The sequence below is a fragment of the Glycomyces luteolus genome (assembly GCF_027622875.1).
Taxonomy (GTDB): Bacteria; Actinomycetota; Actinomycetes; order Mycobacteriales; family Micromonosporaceae; genus Glycomyces; species Glycomyces luteolus.
The window spans coordinates 367,499-387,137 of the sequence record NZ_JAPZVP010000001.1; the positions used below are offsets into that span (position 1 = coordinate 367,499).

The window sequence follows — 19,639 nt, forward strand, 5'->3', positions numbered from 1 at the left end:
TCACTGACATGAGATGTCAGTGAACCCCTCGCACACTGCCCCCATGACCATCACCGCCGACGCCCCGCAGCCGGCCACCGCGCTGCCCCGCCCCGGGCGCGCCGAACGACTCCTGCTGCCCGCCACCTTCATCACCAGCCTCGGCAACGGCATCCAACTCGTCGCCTCCGCCGTCCTCGTCTTCACCACCGGGCACAGCGCACTGGCCGTCGGCTGGCTCTTCATCGCCGTCTCCGTCCCGCCCGCGCTGCTCTCGCTCTGGTTCGGCACCGTCGCCGACCGCTTCGACCGCCGCACCCTCTGCCTCTTCGCCGACCTCGCCAGCGCCGCAGCCGCACTCGTCCTGCCGATCTGGATGCTCGCGGGCGGCGAGCCCGGCCTCGCCGCCTACGGCACCGCGTTCGCCCTCGCACTGCTCGCCGCCTTGTTCATGCCCGCCGGCAACGCGCTCATCAAGGAACGCGTGCACCCGGCCCGGGTCGCCCGCTTCAGCGCCCACTACGAGATGGCGCTCCAGCTCGGCACCCTCCTGGCCGCCTCCATCGGCGGATTCCTCATCCACTTCGTCGGCACCACACCGCTGTTCGTGTTCAACGGCGCCACGTTCCTCGCCTCGGCCGCGGCCATGTGGGCGCTGCGCCGCGCACCGCGCGAGACCGAGACCGCCGAACCGCTCGATGAACCGAACGAAGTGGATGGTGCGCCGCTGCTGCGACTCGGCTTCCTCTACGCGCTCTGCCAGGTCATGACGATGGTCAGCAACACCACCCTGATCGTGCTGGTCTACGAGGGCTTCGGGCGCGGCGCGGGGGTCTACGGGCTCGTCGACGCGCTGGCCGGGGTCGGGTTCTGCATCGCGGCGGCCTTGTACCCCAAGGTGAGCGGGCGTTTCGGGGAGTTGCGGACAGCGGTGGTCGGCGGCGTCGGGTGCGCGCTGTTCTCGTTCGTGTTCCCGATCCATTTGGCGGCGTTGCTGATCTGCATTCCGCCCGCGGCGTTCCTGATCGGATCGTCGCGGGTCGGGTTGCGGTCGCTGCTGCTGGCGGCGGTGCCGGAGCGGCGGGCCGGGCGGCTCTTCGGCGCGATCAACGCGGCGGGCCTGGGCCTGGCGGCGGGGATGACGGTGCTGATCGCGTACATCGCCGACACGACGCACATCCGGTACGGGTTCTACGTGCTCGGCGCGGCCTGCGCGGTGGCGACCGCGGTCGTCGCGGCGACGCTTCGGCGTCGGTCAGGCCAGGTCGGCCACGAGCAGCTTCGGTGAGCCCTCGAAACCGTTGCGGGCGTGCACGGGGATCGTTCGCGTGCCGGATTGCACCGTGACCTTGCTCAGGCCCCAGCGCGGGGGCCTGCTCGATCACGGCCGGCGGGTGAGTGAACGTGAGTGGAGTGAACCCGCCCCCCCGTGATCAGGCGTGAAGTGCGGCCGCTTCCAGGGCGAGTTCGCGCATGAATCGCCGCAACGATGTCGGTTCGAGGACTTCGACGCCGCCGAGGCGCAGGAGTTCGCCCGCCGCATGGGCGTGGGTCTCGATCGGGACGGTCGCAACGGTCCAACCGTCCTGATCCACCGTGCCTTCGCCGATGGCCGCCACCGAGTCCGCATCGAGGTTGTCCGGGGCCTTCTCCACCGCCTCCGGCGAAAACCGCACCAGGGCCTTGCCCTGGTAGCGGCGGGCGTCGAAGTCGTCGAGCTGCTTGGACCACCAGGCCGCCAGGTCGAAGTCCTCGGGGCGCTCGAAGGTGTTGCCGGTCTTCTTGGCCGCCAACAGGTTCGTCACCTTGTACATCCGCGCCGGACCGGACTCCGCGGTCGCCACGAGGTACCACTGGCCGCTCTTCAGCACCAGTCCGAGCGGGCACAGCTCGCGCTCGATCTCCTTCGGCTCGGCCCAACGCCGGTAGCGCACCCGCAACCGCCGGCGCTCCCAGGCGGCGTTGGCGACCAACGCCAAGAACGGCACCGGTTCGGCGCGCCGGAACCAGCCCGCGACGTCGAGATGGAACAGCCGCTTGGCCGTCTCGGCCCGCTCCCGCTGGGCCTTCGGCATCGCGGCCGAGAGCTTGAGTTCGAGCGCCGCCAGCTCGGTCTGCAACCCCAGGTCGGCCGCCGCCTCCGGGACGCCCGACAGCGCGAGGGCCTCGGCCTCGCCTTCGGTGAGCCCGGTCAGCCTGGTCCGGTACCCGTCGAGGAGCCGGTACCCGCCCGCGTGGCCGCTCTCCCCGTAGATCGGAACGCCCGCGGCCGCGAGGGCTTCGGCATCGCGATAGACGGTGCGGATCGAGACGCCGAGCTCCCGGGCGAGGCGCTCGGCGGTCATGCCCCCGCGTTGTTGCAGCAGGAGCAGCATCGAGATAAGACGACCAGCGCGCATACCGCGAGTATCGCCGATCGCCGGGCGCCGGATTTCGGCTGGCGCCTCGCCGACGGCACCTACGAGAAGGTGTTCGCCAAGCTGGCGCTCGTCGAGTTCGGCCGCTGCGTTTGATACTCAGCCCCGCCGATTTGACCGGCCGGGTCTACTGCGGACCTACCTCGATCCAGTGCTTTCACTCGACCAATTCCACAGATCCGCCTTGCGGGACGCGTGCGTTCCGTACGGTCGCTCCTTGAGTGTCTTTTGACCATTGAGGAGTGTGTCCGTGAGTCTTCGAAGCCGGTTGTCTACTATCTCCGGCCTGGTGGGCCTCCGCCTGCCGGGCGGAGGAGCAGACCGTCGATCCGTCCAGGTCGGCGTCGAGCGAACCGTCGCCTGGGCCGGCGCGTCCGCGCTGCTGCTCGCATTCCTGATCCCCGGCGCCGCGAGCGCCGACCCGCTGCCCGCAGAGTACAGCGGCTCGACCCACGGCAACACGATCAACCTGGACGTCACCGCGGCCGCGCAGACCGTCGACGCCGCGCTGGGACACTCGTCCACCGCCGTCGACAGCAACGGGGACCCGCGCGCCCATGCGGAGTCCGCCAACCTCGAAGCCGGCGCACTCGGCATCCCGGTCAGCGTCGTCTCCGACGAGGCAAACTCCGACAACACCACGCCGACCGACAGCTACAGCAGCGGATTGGGCCAATTGGATGTCGCCGGGCTCCTCGACACCGGTGTCCTCGTCGGCACGGGATCGACGAACTGGGCCGGCGACCAGGCCTGCGTCCCGGATGGGACGCCCATCGCGACGTCGTCCACCAGCCTCGCGAGCACCAGCCTCGACGTCCCCGACGTCAACCTCCTGAACGCCGGCGAGCTGGAGACCGAGGGCCAGACGACCCTCCAGAGCGGATCCGTGGTCTCGACCAGCTCCGGAAACCTGGAATCGCTGTCGCTCATCAACGACCTGGTGGAGGTCGAGGTGGAGACCAATCCGATCCTGACCGCCGACTCCGACGGCACGACCGGAACGGTCACCGCCAACGACTACGGCATCGCCGTCACCGCCAACGGGGTCACGACCATGCTCGGCGCCGGCCAATCGATCACCGTCAACCTCAGCATCCCGTCCGTCGCCAGCGCGAACCTGACGATCAGCGTCGGGGAGCTCATCGACAGCTCCTCGGGTGCGCTCGCATCGGGGTCGCTGACGTTCGTGAGCATCTCCGGGTCCGTCTCGGCTCTGGGAGGCGCTGAGCTCGCGAGCCTGGCACTCGACCTGCTCCCGCTCGAGGCGACGGCGCTGGCACCGGAAGGCGGCGTCGAGTGCGAGGCGCTCGACGCGCCGGTGATCACCTCGCCGACCGAAGGGGAGTTCACCGACGAGTTCCCGACCATCGCGGGTACCGGCGTCCCCGGCGCCACGGTCACGGTCACCGAGGGCGGCACCGTCATCGGCACCGCGGTCGTCGCCGATGACGGGACTTGGTCACTGGTCCCGACCGTCCCGCTCGCTCCCGGCGAGCACACTATCGAGGCCACCCAGGAGATCGCCGGGCTCGTCTCGGGTCCTTCCGATCCGGTGTCGTTCATCGTGGACACCACGGCGCCCGCGGCGCCGATCATCACGAGCCCGACTGGCGGCGAGGAGACCGGCGACGCCACACCGACCGTCACCGGTGAAGGGGAGCCCGGGGCCACGGTCGAGGTCAGCGTCGACGGCGAACCCGTTGGCACGGCGGTCGTCGCCGACGACGGCATCTGGTCGCTCGTTCCGAGCAGCGAACTGAGCTGCGGTGAGGACGAGGTCACCGCCACGCAGACCGACGCGGCAGGGAACACCTCGGAGTCCTCGGACCCCGTGGTCTTCACGATCACCTGCCCGGTCCCGGCGGCGCTGCCGACCACCGGTTCGCCGCTGAGCGTGCCGCTGCTGGCGTCCGGAGCGCTGCTCCTGATGGGTATCGGCGTCGTGATGGTCCGGTGGCGGAAGGAGCAGACCGCCCCTTAACCGGAACGCCAGCCGCCGTTCGGGCAGCAGGTGGTCGACTGCCTGCTGCCCGATCGGGCTCTTGAGGTCAATGGTCTCGGAGTCGATGATGTACTCGGCTCGGCTGATTTGGCCGCGGGCGGCTTCGAAGGCGTGGCCCGGCCGCCAGCAGCACCTCGGAGGGCTCCTTGAAAGTGATTTCGGCTGCGCCCTGCCCTGTGACATCATCGGCTGATGCTGAAACTCACCGATTTCATCATCGACTGCCCGGACACGATGAAGCTCGCGGCCTTCTACGCCGAAGTGACGGGGCGCGCTGTCAAGGACGACAGCGACGAGGATTGGGCCGGCATCGCCTTCGGCGAGATCGAGCTGGCCTTCCAGCGAGTGGATGAATTCGTGCCCCCGAGCTGGCCCACTAGCGAACACCCCAAGCAGTTCCATCTCGACTTCGAAGTGGACGACATCGAGTCCGAGGAGCGTCGCGTCGTCAATTTGGGCGCGACGCTGCTGAAGGACAACATCGGACCCGAGGGATACGGCTGGCGGGTCTACACCGACCCGGTCGGCCACCCGTTCTGCCTGTGCCACAACAAGGGCGTGGTGTGGAACGGCAATGAGCCGGTGTGGCCCGCCAAGAGCTGAGACTGAGACGACGGCCCGCGCCGGGCCCGCATTCGGGCCCGGCGGTCGGTTCGCCTGCTACGTCCACAGCTCGTAGCTGTTGCAGTTGTGGCCTCCGGCCGACGAGGTCGGTCAATCGCGTTGCGGACTTCCGGCGGGTCGACCGGTTCAGTAGGTCCGGCGTTCGCGTTGCTCTTTCGGCTCGATGGTCCGTGGTCTTCCGGGCACGCGTTCGTCGACTACCGCGACTCCGGGTGCGAATCGTGCCGCGGCCGCGGCGATCACCCTTGCGCGATGCGGTGCGAGGCGGACGCTGCGCGCATTGAGCATGGCCCCCAGACGAACCGGTGATCCGTCAGGACGCAGTCGAAGACTCTGCCGCTGCTTCGCGCTCGGCTCCTTCTGGGCGACCTCGTACCAGTCGGTGGTCCGTTCCACCCCCACGCGCGACTGCCAGACCGGGAGGCACCACAGCCATTTCCGGCGGAGCCGCCACACCACGATCCGCTCGACCTCGTCCCAGGGCAGATGCACGCGTGGTGCTTCAGCGCGCATGTACAGCCCGCCGACATCGGCGAACAGGCGGATGCCGTCCGGACCGACGATGGCCGCGGCCGGTCGGCGCAGCAGGTGGTAGGCCTTCATCCCGGACCAGCCGAGCAGCGGCACGAGGTAGACCAGCACGCCCATCCAGGCCGGGGCTTCGGTGTCGAGCCCGCGGGAGTCGCGGTAGGCGACCGGGTCGGAGCCGGCGCTCACGAGCATCCAGGGCGTGGCGACCACGGCGACGGCCGCAACGGCGAAGAGCACGAGATCGCGTACGCGAACCCGTTCGGCCACAACCACTTCATGATCGCCGGGTGCGGAGGGAGGCGTCAAGGCGGGTGCACTCCTCTTGCGGTGAGGCGGAGACGGGCCGTACAGCTCGGACGGGATGCAGTCTACGTCCGGGTTGCCGAACCGATCTGCCGCGCTCGCCGCCCCTGCGTGGGTTCGCCGCGCCCGGCCGCGGGAGACGTGGCCCGCGGGCGTGCCGGTGCTGACCGGCGTGACCGGAGTGGCGCCGCCCTGCATCCGGCCGGAACCCGCGGGGACCCCGGCCGGATGCTCATGGGTGAGCGGTCAGCCGGTCTTCGAGAAGACCGCGAGCGCGGCGTCGAGGTGGGACAGGGCCGCTTCGATGTTCGGTTGGGGTTCAGGGTCGCCCGCGAGCGCCTGGAACGCCTGCGCTCCGGCGGCGAGTTCCTTGCCGAAGACGTCCAGATACGGCTGCGTCTTCTCGTCCTCGAAGAACTTGCCGGCCTTCGGGTCGAACCAGCCGACGCTGTCGAGCGCGATTTCGTTCTTCTCGATCACCTTCGCGGCGTACAGGAAGTACTCGACCGACGCCCACCGCATCTCCTTGGCCGCGTCAGGGTCCTGCACGAAGCGGGATTCGGCGAGGAGCGCGAAGCCCTTGCCGAAGTAGGCGTTGAACTCCGTGAAGATTGCTGGGTTGACCAGGTCGTCGAGGATGTCGATGGAAAGAAGGCACTCCGGGCATCCGCCGGGGGGCCACTCCCAATCGGGTTCGAGGATGGGGATCTCCCACGTGACGCAGTCGTCCGGGAGGCCCATGTAGGGGCAAATCGTGATCGTGTCGCCGCCCGCTTGGGCAGGCGCGGGGATGATGAAGACCGCGGACACGGCGAGCGCGACCGCGAGCAGGAAACGTTGGACGATGAGGCGCATGGGCACTCCTTGAACAGGGGTCGTGACCGCCTCAGTATGTGATCGCCTCACGTCTCCGGGGGTACATGACGCGTCCTGACCTGGAACCTGAGTGTCCTATTGGGACTAAAGGCCGGTTCGGAGGCCTTTGCGGCGCCGAACCGGCCGGAAGTTGGCACGCGGTGTGCCACCGCGCGTAGGGGTCAGGCCATCCCGGCGAGGATCGCGGCGGCGCGTTCCGGGCGGACGAGGAAGCCGACGTGGCTGGTCTCGATGGTGTGCACGTCGAAGGTGTTGTCGGGGGTGAGCGCGTCGGCCTCCTTGATGAAGAGGTCCTGCAGCTCGACCGGGATCGACGTGTCCTGCGTGACGCGGATGTAGCTGCGGGGGAGGCGCCCCCACGTCTCGGCGTTCACGAGGTCGTCCGGGCCGCCCGCGTCGAGGCTCTCGTCGGGGGTGAGGGTGCTGAGGAAGACGCGGAACTCGTCGTCGCTGCCGTCGGCGAGCATCGACTCCTTCAGCGCCGCAAGGAGGACCGGGTCAGCGGTGCGCCAGTTCATGCGGACCGCGCCGAGCCTGGCGGGGTTCGCGGCGGCGACGCCGGCGACTTGGTCGAGGACGCACGCGGCGGCCTCGGGGAGGTGCATGTACTCCCGCGGGCCGTGCTCGACGCAGCACCAGGCCGAGACGTAGACGAGGCGGTCGATGAGCTCGGGGTGGCGGTTGGCGACTGCGGTGAGGGTGAGGCCGCCGCGGCTGTGGGCGACGGCGATGACCGGGCCGTGCTCCTTGGCGCGGCGCAGGATCGCGACCATGTGGTCGATGTTCGCCTGGAGTCCCACGCCGTCGAGGTTCGACGGCGCCTCGGCCAGTTCCGCCGCGTCCTGGGTCTGGTACGAGGACGGGACGCCCGCCTCGAACCCGTGGCCCGGCAGGTCGACCGCGAGCGAGCGGTGGCCCAGGAGGGCGAGCTCGCGCTGGAGCGGGGCCCATGTGAACGAGTTGGCGTTGGAGCCGTGGATGAGGACGAACGTCGGTGTCATCCGGTGATTATCGCACCGGACCGGGTGGAAGGCCCTGCCGCGAATGCGGCAGGGCCCGGCCTCAGGCGAAGGTGGCGCCGAGGTTGGGGTAGCTCCTCGGGACGAGGAAGTTCGTGGGCGGTATCGAGCCGTCGGCGGCCCGGGCGCCGGTGATCACCGAGGTGCTGGTGTTGGCGAGGTCGGCGTCGACCCATTTGGACTTGATGTCCCAGGAGTTGCCCGTCCCGGTGGAGGAGCCGAGCGCGACGGGAGCGGCGTTGTTGACCGCGAGGTTCGCCGTGAGCTTCGAGGCGGAGGCGTCGAAGTCGAACCCGGTCTTGCCGTTCTTCCAGGCGGTGGAGCGGCTGACCTGGAGCGAGCCGGGGTTGCCGTTGTCGGTGAAGCCGTGCGCGGAGTTGCGCCAGGCCGTCGAGTTCACGACGACGTGGTTCGCGGCGGGGTCGGGGTCGCCGCCGCCGAGTTTGAAGCCGTTGCCGTCGCCCGAGTAATTCGGGAGGTTCCAGTGGTTGTAGCCGTTGCCGTAGGCGACCGAGTCCTCGATGCGGATGGGGGAGAGGAACTCCCAGGCGTCGAAGCCGTCGTCGGCGTTGTTCCACAGGCGCGCGCCGATGACGGTGTTGCCGGTGCCCGAGCCCTCCTTGATGGCGAGGCCGTCGGCGCTCTCGCCGTTCTTGCGCGGGTCGCGGTTGCCGTAGGCGTCGAGGTTGACGATCCGGTTGTTCGCCGAGGCGCCCTGGATGTGGAGCCCGGACTCGTAGTTGTCGCGGGTGATGAGGCGGTCGTAGACGTTGTTGTTGCTGTCGAGCGCGAAGATCCCGTACGGGCCGTGGATGATCTCGAGGCGTTCGAAGCGCCAGTGGTCGCCTTCGATGTGGAGGGCGCCGCGGTCGGCGCGGGGGATCGAGGAGCCGACGGCGCCGGGGGTGTACGGCATGTTCTCGCCGTCGATGATCACCTTCTCGGTGCCATAGGGGCGCATGGTGATCGGGGCGGAGGCGGTGCCGTTCGAGTTGACCTGGACGTTGGTGCCGGGCGCGTAGGTGCCGCCGCGGATCTGGATGACGGTGCCGGGGGTCGCCTTGTCGACGGCGGCCTGGATGGTCTTGAGCGGGGCCGCGACGGTGCCGGGGTTCGCGTCGCTGCCATTGGCGGCCACGGTGATCGTGGCGGTCTGCGCGGAGGCCGTGCCGGTCCAGGCGAGCGCGGCGGCCGCCGCAGCGGCAGCGGCGGTGAGCGCCGCGAGCGCGAGGACCGCTTGCCGGGCCCAGGAGTGGCGGGCCCGGTCGGCGGGCGCGGCGGCTCCGCCGCGCGCAGCGCGTGCGATCGCGCGTGTGGGTTCGGTGGTCATGTGAGGGTCGCTTTCTCGAGTGCCGGTACGAGAATCGGAGAAGGCGCTTGCCAACGCCGAATCCTCACGGTAACCGCAATCATCGAGAAGTGTCAATATTTAAGGCGAGTTGTCCGACCCGGGACCCGCGAGACGGTGTCGTGCGCGGTCAGGCGCCGCAGTGGCGGTGCCGGTGGTAGACGGGCGGGCCGTCCTCGTGCTGCCTGCCCCGGTAGACCCCGGTGCGCAGCTCCACCTCCCAGTACTCCGCCGAGGGCATCGCGAGTTCCCGGGTGACGGCCAGTTCGGCCTCGACGTCGTAAGGGAGGCGCACGAACTGCACCGAGAACGAGCCCGGCTCGGTCGCGCCGTAGACGCCTTCGAGGATCACATAGGACGGCATCGGGTCGCCGAGGCAGTTGCCGACGCTGCCGACGTTGATCAGCGTGCGTCCGAGGTCGTTCTCCAGGTACGGGTCGTGGATGTCGCCGTACCCCACCACGTCCGGCGCCGGTCCGTCCCCTGTGGCCTCGGTGTTGGCGAACATGCCGAGGAACTCCGCCTCGTCGTGGTCGCAGAACACGCGGTGGAACACGCTGTCGGCCGAGGCGTGGAAGATCCGGAGGTGCTTGCCGCTCATGCGGAAGTCGTGGCTGAACGGCAGGTCCCACAGCCATTTGCGCCGCGCCTCGCCGAGCCGGTCGTGCCACCAGTCGAAGGGGTCGCCTTCGGGCCGCCGGTCGGGGGCGCACATCGTCGCCTCCCAGTTCCCTTGGACGTGGACCTCGCAGCGCTCGCGCGAGAGGTCCACGCACTCGGCGCCGCGCGGGCCCTTGCCGATCGTGTCGCCCAGGTTGAAGATCCGCGTGATGCCGCGCGCGGCGAGGTCGTCGAGGACCGCCTGGAACGCGGTGAGGTTGCCGTGGATGTCCGAGACCAGTGCGATGCGATCGAGGGAAGGCGCCATGCCCGCAAGTCTGCCATCGCGCCCGGAACCGGGCCCGGGGTCATTCCTTCGAATGGCGCTCCAGGAACTGGTAGACCTCGGTCTCGTCGACGCCGGGGAAGGAACCCAGGGGCATGGCGGCGAGTTGGGAGCTGGCGGCTCTGGCGGTGGGCCAGGCCTGGCCGGACCAGGTGTCGGCGAGGGCCCGCGGAGGGTTGCGGCAGCAGTCCGGATCGGGGCATTTGGAGACCGACCGGGCCTTGGTCTCCTTGCCGCGGAACCACTTCGCGGACTCGTAGGGGACGCCGATGCTGAGGGAGAAGAGCCCGTCGGCGCTGCGCTCGGTGCGGGCGGTGCACCAGTAAGTGCCCGTGGCGGTGTCCGTGTACTGGTTGAACGCGTTGAACTTGTCGGGCACGTCGAAGACCTGGCGGCTCGTCCAGTAGCGGCAGATCGGCTGGCCCTCGATCGCGCCGGTCGGGTCGGCCGGGAACGCCACGTCGTCGTTCTCGTAGGCCTTGAAGATGATCCCGGACTTGTGGACCTTCTGGAAATGGGTCCTGATGCCCAGGTGGTGCGTGGCCAGGTTCGTGAAGCGGTGGGCCGCCGCCTCATACGAGACCGCGAAGTTGTCGCGCAGGTCCTCGACCGCGATCTCCTTGCCCGTCATGGACTGCCGCAGGAACGCCACCGCGCTGGACTCCGGGATGAGCAGCGCCGCCGCCAGATAGTTCGTCGCGACCCGCTGGCCCAGGAACTCCAGGTACGTGCGCGGCACCTCGTGCTGCAATACATGGCTCGCGAGCGCCTGGAGCAGCACCGTTCGCGGGTCGTGCGAGCCGGTGCCCACCTGCGTCAGGTAGATCCGGCGGTGCTTGAGGTCGGTGACCGAGCGGGTGGAATGCGGGAGGTCGTCCACATGGTGCAGTGTGAAACGCAGGTACGCGGCGAGGTCGGCGATCTGGTGCTGCGAGAGCGGACCGCCCGAGTAGCCGACGCCGGCGAGGAGCGTGCGGGCCTCGGCCTCGATGTCGGCGAAGTAGTTGTCCTTGTCCCGCATGCGCCGACGCAGCTCGGTATTGGCCCTCCGGGCCTCCTCGGGGGTCGCCGTGTGCAGGTTGACCTGGCGTTCGACTTCCCGGTGGAGGCCCACGAGCGCCTCGAGGATCTCGGTGGGAGTGCGCCCGGACGGCTTCACGTTCGGCAGGCCGAGCGCCCGGTACTGGGCGCTGCGCTGGGCGCGTTCGAGCGCGATCTCCAGGGCGACGCGGCGGTTGGGCGGCTCGGCGCCGAGCAGCTCGTCGGAGGAGACGCCGAGGGCGCGGGCGAGCGCCCGCAGCATCGACAGCTTCGGCTCCTTCTTGCCGTTCTCGATGAGGGAGAGCTGCGAGGCGGCGGAGCCGACGGCCGCGCCGAGGTCGTCGAGGCTCATCTCGCGCTGTTTTCGCAGGTGGCGGATCTGCTTGCCCAGGCTGATGAGGTCCACGCTGCCGTCGTCGGCGGCCAGTTCGGCGGCCTCGGCCGCGCCCCAAGGCCGACGGGCGGCTGCCGAATCAGAGGAATCGCCGTTCTTCGCGAGCGCACGAACGCCCTTGGAACGCGCGGCCGGGCGTGAGTTACCGCTGCCATCGGCATTGCTCTGCGCGTCGTTCGCGCCTGGGCCGGGGCCGTTCGCGGAGAGGTTCGTCATTTCCCCAGTATTGCGAAGGACTGACGATCTTTCCACTCGAATCCGCTACTCAGGCGTGGCAGTGGATGAAAGATTGTCGTTACCTGCAAGTAATGGCCGCTGCTGCGGCCCCGAGCGCTCGGAGCCGACGATGAACGACATCAACCGCGAAGCGAATTTCGACCTCGCCGCCGAACGGCTGGCCCTCGAGTGGGCCTCCGATCCGCGCTGGGCCCACACCACGCGCGACTACACCGCCGAAGACGTGGTCCGCCTCCGCGGCCGCGTCACCGAAGAGCACACCCTCGCCCGCCGCGGCGCCGAGCGCCTCTGGTCCCGGCTCACCGAGGACGCCGCCACCGGCGGGTACACGCACGCGCTCGGCGCGATGACCGGCGGCCAGGCCGTCGAACAGGTCAAGGCCGGCCTCCACGCCATCTACCTCTCCGGCTGGCAGGTCGCCGCCGACGCCAACCTCGCCGCCCAGACCTACCCCGACCAGTCGCTCTACCCGGCCAACTCGGTCCCGCAGGTGGTGCGCCGCATCAACAACGCCCTCATGCGCGCCGACCAGATCGAGGCCTCCGAGGGCGTCCAGAGCGTCGAGGACTGGCTCGTGCCCATCGTCGCCGACGCCGAAGCCGGCTTCGGCGGCCCGCTCAACGCGTTCGAGCTCATGAAGGCCATGATCAACGCCGGCGCCGCGGCGGTGCACTGGGAGGACCAGCTCGCCTCCGAGAAGAAGTGCGGCCACCTCGGCGGCAAGGTGCTCGTCCCGACCTCGCAGCACCTGCGGACCCTGAACGCGGCGCGGCTCGCGGCCGACGTGGAAGGCGTGCCGACGCTCATCATCGCCCGCACCGACGCCGAGGCCGCCACCCTCATCACCTCTGATGTGGACGAAAGGGACCACCCGTTCATCACCGGGGACCGCACCGCCGAGGGCTACTACCGGGTGAGCAACGGCATCGAACCCTGCATCGCCCGCGCCAACGCCTACGCGCCCTACGCCGACCTGCTGTGGATGGAGACCGGCACGCCCGACCTCCAAGCCGCCCGCAGATTCGCCGAAGCCGTCAAGGCCGAGCACCCCGACCAGATGCTCGCCTACAACTGCTCGCCGTCCTTCAACTGGAAGCGCCACCTGGACGACGACACCATCGCCAAGTTCCAGCGCGAACTCGGCTCCATGGGCTTCACCTTCCAGTTCATCACGCTGGCGGGCTTCCACGCCCTCAATCACTCCATGTTCGACCTCGCCCACGGCTACGCCCGCGACGGCATGACCGCCTACGTGGAACTCCAGGAACGCGAGTTCGGCTCCGAGGAGCACGGGTACACCGCGACCAAGCACCAGCGCGAAGTCGGCACCGGCTACTTCGACCGCGTCACCGCCGCTCTCAACCCGCAAAGTGAGACGCTCGCGCTCGCGGGCTCCACCGAAGCGGGACAATTCCACTAGCTGCCCTGCGACCTGTCCGCCGAGGCGGAGTCCGCACCGCCGGACTCCGCCCGCCACAAGAGGAGAACCAAGTGGTTACTTCAACCGAGACTCGTGACGACACGGGCATCGCGGTCAACGGGCCCGCCGTCGACCGCCAGGACGAGATCCTGACCCCGGAGGCGCTGGCGTTCGTCGCCGCCCTCCACCGGGCCTTCGCGCCCCGCCGGCAGGAGCTACTGCAGCGCCGCCAGGAGCGCCGCACCAAGATCGCCAACGGCGTCGACCCGGGCTTCCTGCCCGAGACCGAGGAAGTGCGCGAGGACTTCTCCTGGAGCGTCGCCACCCTCGCCCCGGGCCTGGAGGACCGCCGCGTCGAGATCACCGGCCCCTGCGACCGGAAGATGACGATCAACGCCCTCAACTCCGGCGCGAAATGCTGGATGGCCGACCTCGAGGACTCCTCGACGCCCAACTGGCACAACGTGATCGACTCGCAGGTGAACCTCCGCGACGCCATCGAGCGGCGCATCGACTTCACCAGCGCTCAGGGCAAGGAGTACCGCCTCACGGGCGAGACGCTCACCGACCTGCCGACGATCATCGTGCGCCCGCGCGGCTGGCACCTGGCCGAACTGCACATGCGCATCGACGGCGTCCCCGTCGCCGGCTCCCTCGTGGACTTCGGGCTGTTCTTCTTCCACAACGCGCACCGGCTCATCGAGCTCGGCCGCGGCCCGTACTTCTACCTGCCGAAGCTCGAATCGCACCTCGAGGCGCGGCTGTGGAACGACGTGTTCGTCATGGCCCAGGACCTGCTCGGACTGCCGCAGGGCACGATCCGCGCGACCGTCCTCATCGAGACCATCACCGCCGCGTTCGAGATGGAGGAGATCCTCTACGAGCTGCGCCACCACTCGTCGGGGCTCAACGCCGGCCGCTGGGACTACATCTTCTCGGTCATCAAGAACTTCCGCGAGCGGGGACCGCGTTTCGTCCTGCCCGACCGCGACCAGGTGACGATGACCGCGCCGTTCATGCGCGCCTACACCGAGCTGCTCGTGCGCACCTGCCACCGGCGCAGCGCCTCCGCCATCGGCGGCATGGCCGCGTTCATCCCCAGCCGCAAGGACGCCGAGGCGAACGCGATCGCGCTGGAGAAGGTGCGGGCAGACAAGACCCGCGAGGCCGACGACGGCTTCGACGGCTCCTGGGTGGCCCACCCCGACCTGGTGCCCGTGGCGACGGCCGTCTTCGACGAGACCCTCGGCGGGCTGCCGAACCAGATCGACAAGCAGCGCGAGGACGTGGTGCCGAACGCGGCCGCCCTGCTCGACGTCGCGGCCACGCCCGGCGAGATCACCGAGGCGGGCATCCGCAAGAACCTCGAGGTCGGCGTGCGGTACATCGAGTCGTGGCTGCGCGGCAACGGCGCGGCGGCGATCAACAACCTCATGGAGGACGCCGCGACCGCCGAGATCTCGCGCTCGCAGATCTGGCAGTGGATCAACGCCGAGGCCAAGACCGGCGACGGGCGGACGGTGACGCGCGGCTGGGTCGAGCGGCTGCTCAAGGACGAGTTCGCGCGGATGGAGCGCTTCGAGGGCGACCGCTTCGACGACGCGCTCTCGGTCTTCACCGAATGCGCGCTGGGGGAGTCCTACCCGACGTTCCTCACCATCCCTGCGTACACGAGGTTCCTCGCCAACGGCGGCTGAACCGGGCACCGCACGACTCTCGCGGACCCTCCTGAAACGGTGGGGCCGGACCGTACCCGCACGGTCCGGCCCCACCGTGCTTTTTAAATATATATCGACATCGATGTTTTCGGTCACCGGTTCAGTGGCGGCGACGGTCGGTGCGCGGCGTTAAACGCCGACCGGCCACCGACTCGATGGTCCGCATCGGGGATTGCGCTGCGGCGTAGGCGGAGTGGTAGAGCTGCCGCATCGAGCGGATCGCCGAGCGCACCTCCTGGAGGTAGCCGCTCGCGGTGTGGTGCTTGCGGAAGTGCGGCTCGGGGAGGGCGGCGGGGTCGACGCCGACGGTGTCGACCGTGCAGCCGTACGGGAGTCCCATGTGGGTGATCGCGTCGCAGTGCTGGAACGCCGTGTAGGGCGCGGAGGTGACGACGAGGACGCTGTCGCCGGGGGCGAGGTCGACGACGCGGTCCGCCCAGAACCGGCAGGTGTCCACCGTGTCCGCGCGGCGGCGGCCGGGCTGCGAGGACGGCGCGGCGACGGCCCGGACCGTGACCGGGCCCGCCGTGTAGGTCGCCACCTTCCAGGCCCGGCCCGGGTCGAGAAGCGGGTCGCCGCCCTCGTCGACGAGAGGATCGCCGCCGATCTTGAAGGCGCGCTTGAGGCTCGCCTCGATCGCGTCCACTTCGAACTCGCCGCAGTCGATGCCGCTGAGCGCCGCGGATTCGAGGTCGGGTCCGCCCAGGGGGCGGAAGCCGCCGACGCCGGTGACATGGTCCGCGCCGATGCCGCTCGCGAGGAGTTCGGCGGCGAAGCGGGTGCGGAACAGGCAGGAGGCGACGAGGCCGCCCAGGACCAGCACGTGCGTGTAGTGCGCCAGTCGCGGCCGCGCCGCGGCGCCGAGGCCCAGGGCGAGTGCCGCCCGGGTGGCGGCGTGCTCGTGTTCGGGGGTGAGCGGCTGGGGCGCGGTCTCGTGGCGTTCCCGCCCGGCGCGGAAGTCCCAGTGGTCGGCCGAGAAGGCCTCCAGGTAGGCCAGATCCTCCGCGGTGCCGGTGCCGGGGAGCTGCCCGCCGAAGAGGGCGAGGAGCCCCCGCATCGGCTCGGAGCCGGTCCAGGCGGCGACATCGGCGAGGAGCGAGTGCGGGCCTTGGCCGTCGTAGTGCGGCAATCGCACTGGTGCGAACTCGGGCATGGCTGGTCCGATCTGCGGTGGTGTCGCGGCCTTGTGGGCCGGGGGTGGTGTTGTGGCACATGCTATGCGGTTACTGACCGTGCCTCACTGGTCAGACCAGGAGAAACGCCGTGTTGCCGCACAAATACGGTTCGGTCGGACCCGTTCGGACCCGTTCGGACGCGGCCGGAACGCCCGCGTGCCAGCGCGGGTGTCACAAGGGACTGCTGTGGTGTCGGTCTGCTGCTTGCTGGCGGGGTGTCGTGAATACCTTTCTGGGTATGTGACGCGTGATGTACTACTGCAAGTTGCACACGCCCGGGTGTGGCGATGCGCACGAAGGAATTCGCCGTGCCGGGCAGCGGTGCGCGGCGCCGGACAGCGGTCCGCTGAAGGCGGGAGCCACACGTGCCGGAGGGTAGGGGTGCATTCCCCGCCGAGCCGGGTTCGCGGTCGGCTCGGCGGAGCGGGCGAGGTTCGGTTCAGGTTCGGCGGCTTCGGGCGAACACGGCTCCGAAGCCGACCATGGCGACGCCGAGTGCCAGGTGGAGCCAGTTGTCGGCGTCGTTGACCGGCACGAAGTTCGCGTTCGAGTCCAGGTCGATGAGCACCCCGTACAGCCAGAGCACGAGGTAGATCGCGCCGCCGGCGAGGAGGTACGTCACCGAGCCGCCGGCCGTGCGGGCCATCATGAATCCGACGATCCCGAACAGCAGGTGGACGATGTTGTGGAGCACTGAGACCGCGAAGATCCCGAGTAGCTCCGCGGACGAGTCGTGGCCTGCGAAGGTGAGCGAATCGTAGTCGGTGGTGATCCCCGGGATGAACCCGAGAATGCCGACCAGCGTGAACACCAGCGCGACGACCATCGCCACCACTTGTGCCGGCGCCCGTCCCCGGGTCGCCTTCATTCGACTGTCTGACATCTCCGCCTCCCTCATCGTTGTTGGGCCGGGAGATCGTTGAAGGAGTACCCGTTGATGCGGTTTCGACACCGCGCGGAGAGCTAGCGGACCTCAGCCCGGGAGCATCGCGGCGCGGACCTCGACCAGGAGCGCCCGCATGGCGGTCTCGGCTTCGGCGGACCGGCCGCCCGCGACCGCCGCGGCGACGGCCTCGTGCAGGTCGAGGGCCTGGGGGACGGGCTTGTGGGGCATGAGGCCGAGTTGGGTGCGGCCGCGCAGGACCGCCGCGACCACGTCGGCCAGTGCGCCGAACATCTCGTTTCCGCTGGCTTGCAGGAGGATCGCGTGGAATTCGACGTCGCGTTCCATGAATTCGGTGAGTTCGCCGGCTTCGCCGAGGCGGCGGAGGGTGGCGGCGACTTCGACGACGTGTGAGCGCTGCGCGGCGGTGGCGGCGCGGGCGGCGGCGCCGGCGGCGAGGGGTTCGACGGCGATGCGCAGTTCGGTGAGGGTGCGGAGTTGTGCTGCGCGGGCGGGGCCGGAAAGGCGCCACCAGATGACCTTGGGGTCGAACACGTTCCAGTCGGCGATGGGGCGGACGGTGATGCCGACGCGGCGGCGGGACTGGACGAGGCCCATGGATTCGAGGATGCGCATGGCCTCGCGGGCGACGGTGCGGGAGACGCCGAAGCGCTCCTGGATGCCGTCGAGGGTGAGGACGTGACCGGCCGGGAGGTCTCCGGCGGCGATCTCCATGCCGAGCTTCTCGAGGATGGGGTCGTGGAGGCCGGAGCCGGACTGCTTGCGGCGTTCGATCATGCGGTCGCCCCGTGCCGGTGGTGCCGTGTGTCCCTTTGCCTGTCGCCCATGTCGGAATCCTATACGGGCCGGGTTTGCGTGAGGGTCCAAATGGTGTTACCTTTCCGTTGATTAAGTACTACCTTTCGATGAGGAGGGTCCATGGCGACGACCTGCCTGGTGGTCATGGGGGTCGCGGGCTCGGGCAAGAGCACCGTCGCGCGGCTGCTCGCCGATCGGCTCGGCCGGCCCATGGCCGAGGCCGACGAGTTCCACTCGGAGGCGAACATCGCCAAGATGAGCGCCGGGATCCCGCTCGCCGACGCCGACCGCGAGCCGTGGCTCGTGGCGCTCCGGGACTGGATCAGCGAGCACGACGCCGCCGGACAGGGGACCGTGGTCACCTGCTCGGCGCTGAAGCGCTCCTACCGGGACCTCCTCCGCGGCGCGACCGCCCGCGTCCGCTTCGTCCACCTCAGCGGCACCCGCGAGGTCATCGGCGAGCGCATGGCCTCGCGCAGCGGGCATTTCATGCCGCCCACCCTGCTCGACTCCCAGTTCGCCGACCTCGAACCGCTCGGCGACGACGAGGACGGGATCTCCGTCGACGTCGCCGCCGCCCCCGAGCAGATCGCCGATCGCGTCTGCCAGGGCCTCGTCCGCTAGCGCCCACGGCGCGAACGGCCCCCGGCCCGGTTGCGGCGAGCGCGGGGCGCAAGGGGGCCCCGCCGACCGCTGGTTCACGCTCACTAATGTTGTACAGTGTACGGAATAGCGAGCCGGAAGGATTTCATCTGATGGATACTGTGGCAGTCGCCAAGGGCGCGTATGGCATCGCCTTCGCCGCGGACGGCGCGACCTGGTTCACCGTGGCCGAGGGCAACCGCGTCGGGCGCATCAGCCCGGACGGCGGGGCACCGGTCTACTGGGAGCTCGCGGACGGGTCGCAGCCCACGGTCATCGCCGTAGGGCCTGACGGCGCGGCCTGGTTCACCGAGTACAAGGCCGACACGATCGGCCGCATCGGCGCCGACGGCGAGTTGAGCGAGTTCCGACTGGCGCAGGGCGCAGGGCCGTACGGCATCGCGGTCGGCCATGACGGCGCGGTGTGGTTCACCGAGACCACAACCGACCACATCGGACGAATCGATTCGGGCGGTGCGGTGACCCGCTTCGCGATCCCGCGGCAGGGCGGATTCGCATCGGCGATCGCCGCCGCGCCCGGCGGCGAACTGTGGTTCACGCTCAACGCCGCGGCTTCGGTGGGACGAGTCGATCCGGACGGAGCCGTGACCGTGATGCCACTCGAACTGCAAGGGGCCGCGCCGGTCGGCATCGCGGCAGACGCGGACGCGGTGTGGTTCGCCGACATCATGGGCGACCGAATCGGGCGCATCGGCAATGACGGCGCGGTCACGGTCGCGACGCTGAGCGAGGGCGCGAAGCCGCACGCGGTGATCGCCGACGGCGCGGGCGGCTGCTGGTTCACCGAATGGGGCGGCAACCGGATCGGGCATGTGACCGCCGACGGCAAGGCCGCCGGCCACGACCTGCCGGTCGCGAACAGCGAGCCGCACGGCATCGCGATCGCACCCGACGGCACGGTCTGGGCGGCGCTGGAGACCGGGCAACTGGCGGGTTTTAGAGCTTAAGGCCGTCTACCATCCCAAGCCCCCACCCACCCGGAGGGGAAGCGACTGTAGAGGAGAGCGTGGCAGGCGGGTCCGACAGAAAACCGGCGAAAGCCCTGCCCTAGGACGCAGATTCACCCGATCGGGATAGCGCCGCGAGGGGAGTCGTACGTCGACGAGGCATCGATCGGATGGCCGGCGCGGGAAGCGGCCGGCGGCGGGCCATGCGGTCCGTGAGGGCGACGGTGAGCGTGTTGGTAAAGGCGAGGGTGGGGGGGGGGGGGGGGGGGGGGGGGGGGGGGGGGGGGGGGGGGCGCC

At 69.7% G+C, this 19,639-nt stretch carries 18 protein-coding genes; 8 read left to right on the top strand and 10 right to left on the bottom strand.

Translation table 11 applies throughout. The features are described 5' to 3' along the window. Positions 1-43: 43 nt before the first annotated feature. Positions 44-1,267 (top strand): MFS transporter, encoded by a 1,224-nt coding sequence (locus O1R50_RS01690; RefSeq protein ID WP_270108103.1) that lies wholly within the window; start codon positions 44-46, stop codon positions 1,265-1,267. 145 nt (positions 1,268-1,412) lie between these two features. Here O1R50_RS01690 and O1R50_RS01695 read toward each other — a convergent pair whose 3' ends face one another. Continuing rightward, on the bottom strand, positions 1,413-2,324 hold the full coding sequence (locus O1R50_RS01695) for a helix-turn-helix transcriptional regulator (protein ID WP_270108104.1): 912 nt from the start codon (positions 2,322-2,324) through the stop codon (positions 1,413-1,415). Between the two features lie 9 nt (positions 2,325-2,333). On the opposite strand from O1R50_RS01695, the gene O1R50_RS01700 reads away from it, so the two are divergent. From O1R50_RS01700 to O1R50_RS01710, 3 genes are all read left to right on the top strand, one after another. Then, the gene (locus O1R50_RS01700) at positions 2,334-2,492 is read left to right on the top strand and encodes a hypothetical protein (protein WP_270108105.1); all 159 of its coding nucleotides are present in this window, start codon (positions 2,334-2,336) and stop codon (positions 2,490-2,492) included. A gap of 154 nt (positions 2,493-2,646) precedes the next feature. Continuing rightward, positions 2,647-4,377, top strand: coding sequence for an Ig-like domain-containing protein (locus O1R50_RS01705; RefSeq protein WP_270108106.1), 1,731 nt, complete (start codon positions 2,647-2,649; stop codon positions 4,375-4,377). A gap of 213 nt (positions 4,378-4,590) precedes the next feature. Continuing rightward, on the top strand, positions 4,591-5,001 hold the full coding sequence (locus tag O1R50_RS01710) for a VOC family protein (protein WP_270108107.1): 411 nt from the start codon (positions 4,591-4,593) through the stop codon (positions 4,999-5,001). Between the two features lie 147 nt (positions 5,002-5,148). Here O1R50_RS01710 and O1R50_RS01715 read toward each other — a convergent pair whose 3' ends face one another. The 6 genes from O1R50_RS01715 to O1R50_RS01740 form a co-directional block, all read right to left on the bottom strand. Then, positions 5,149-5,820 (bottom strand): hypothetical protein, encoded by a 672-nt coding sequence (locus O1R50_RS01715; RefSeq protein WP_270108108.1) that lies wholly within the window; start codon positions 5,818-5,820, stop codon positions 5,149-5,151. 282 nt (positions 5,821-6,102) lie between these two features. After that, a complete protein-coding gene (locus O1R50_RS01720; RefSeq protein WP_270108110.1) occupies positions 6,103-6,711 on the bottom strand; it encodes a hypothetical protein in 609 nt (202 codons plus the stop codon). 182 nt (positions 6,712-6,893) lie between these two features. After that, the gene (locus O1R50_RS01725; protein WP_270108111.1) at positions 6,894-7,733 is read right to left on the bottom strand and encodes an alpha/beta fold hydrolase; all 840 of its coding nucleotides are present in this window, start codon (positions 7,731-7,733) and stop codon (positions 6,894-6,896) included. Positions 7,734-7,794: 61 nt separating this feature from the next. After that, complete coding sequence (locus O1R50_RS01730) at positions 7,795-9,081, bottom strand: right-handed parallel beta-helix repeat-containing protein (RefSeq protein ID WP_270108112.1); 1,287 nt, start codon at positions 9,079-9,081, stop codon at positions 7,795-7,797. 148 nt (positions 9,082-9,229) lie between these two features. Beyond that, a complete protein-coding gene (locus tag O1R50_RS01735) occupies positions 9,230-10,027 on the bottom strand; it encodes a metallophosphoesterase family protein (RefSeq protein WP_270108113.1) in 798 nt (265 codons plus the stop codon). 40 nt (positions 10,028-10,067) lie between these two features. Next, a complete protein-coding gene (locus O1R50_RS01740; protein ID WP_270108114.1) occupies positions 10,068-11,696 on the bottom strand; it encodes a helix-turn-helix transcriptional regulator in 1,629 nt (542 codons plus the stop codon). A 130-nt stretch (positions 11,697-11,826) separates the two neighbouring features. Here O1R50_RS01740 and aceA point away from each other — a divergent pair, with 130 nt between their 5' ends. Both aceA and aceB read left to right on the top strand, forming a co-directional pair. Further along, positions 11,827-13,137 (top strand): isocitrate lyase, encoded by a 1,311-nt coding sequence (gene aceA / locus O1R50_RS01745; protein ID WP_270108115.1) that lies wholly within the window; start codon positions 11,827-11,829, stop codon positions 13,135-13,137. A 107-nt stretch (positions 13,138-13,244) separates the two neighbouring features. Continuing rightward, positions 13,245-14,834 carry a malate synthase A gene (gene aceB / locus O1R50_RS01750; protein WP_408612577.1) on the top strand — a complete coding sequence of 530 codons (1,590 nt, stop codon included), beginning with the start codon at positions 13,245-13,247 and terminating at the stop codon, positions 14,832-14,834. Positions 14,835-14,955: 121 nt separating this feature from the next. Here aceB and O1R50_RS01755 read toward each other — a convergent pair whose 3' ends face one another. The 3 genes from O1R50_RS01755 to O1R50_RS01765 form a co-directional block, all read right to left on the bottom strand. After that, a complete protein-coding gene (locus O1R50_RS01755; RefSeq protein ID WP_270108117.1) occupies positions 14,956-16,008 on the bottom strand; it encodes a hypothetical protein in 1,053 nt (350 codons plus the stop codon). A 461-nt stretch (positions 16,009-16,469) separates the two neighbouring features. Beyond that, on the bottom strand, positions 16,470-16,913 hold the full coding sequence (locus tag O1R50_RS01760) for a DUF4383 domain-containing protein (protein ID WP_270108118.1): 444 nt from the start codon (positions 16,911-16,913) through the stop codon (positions 16,470-16,472). Positions 16,914-17,003: 90 nt separating this feature from the next. Further along, positions 17,004-17,711 carry a FadR/GntR family transcriptional regulator gene (locus O1R50_RS01765; protein WP_270108119.1) on the bottom strand — a complete coding sequence of 236 codons (708 nt, stop codon included), beginning with the start codon at positions 17,709-17,711 and terminating at the stop codon, positions 17,004-17,006. A gap of 141 nt (positions 17,712-17,852) precedes the next feature. Between O1R50_RS01765 and O1R50_RS01770 the strand changes: the two genes are divergently transcribed. Further along, on the top strand, positions 17,853-18,356 hold the full coding sequence (locus tag O1R50_RS01770) for a gluconokinase (protein ID WP_270108120.1): 504 nt from the start codon (positions 17,853-17,855) through the stop codon (positions 18,354-18,356). A gap of 131 nt (positions 18,357-18,487) precedes the next feature. Beyond that, a complete protein-coding gene (locus O1R50_RS01775; protein ID WP_270108121.1) occupies positions 18,488-19,342 on the top strand; it encodes a Vgb family protein in 855 nt (284 codons plus the stop codon). The last annotated feature ends 297 nt before the right edge of the window (positions 19,343-19,639 follow it).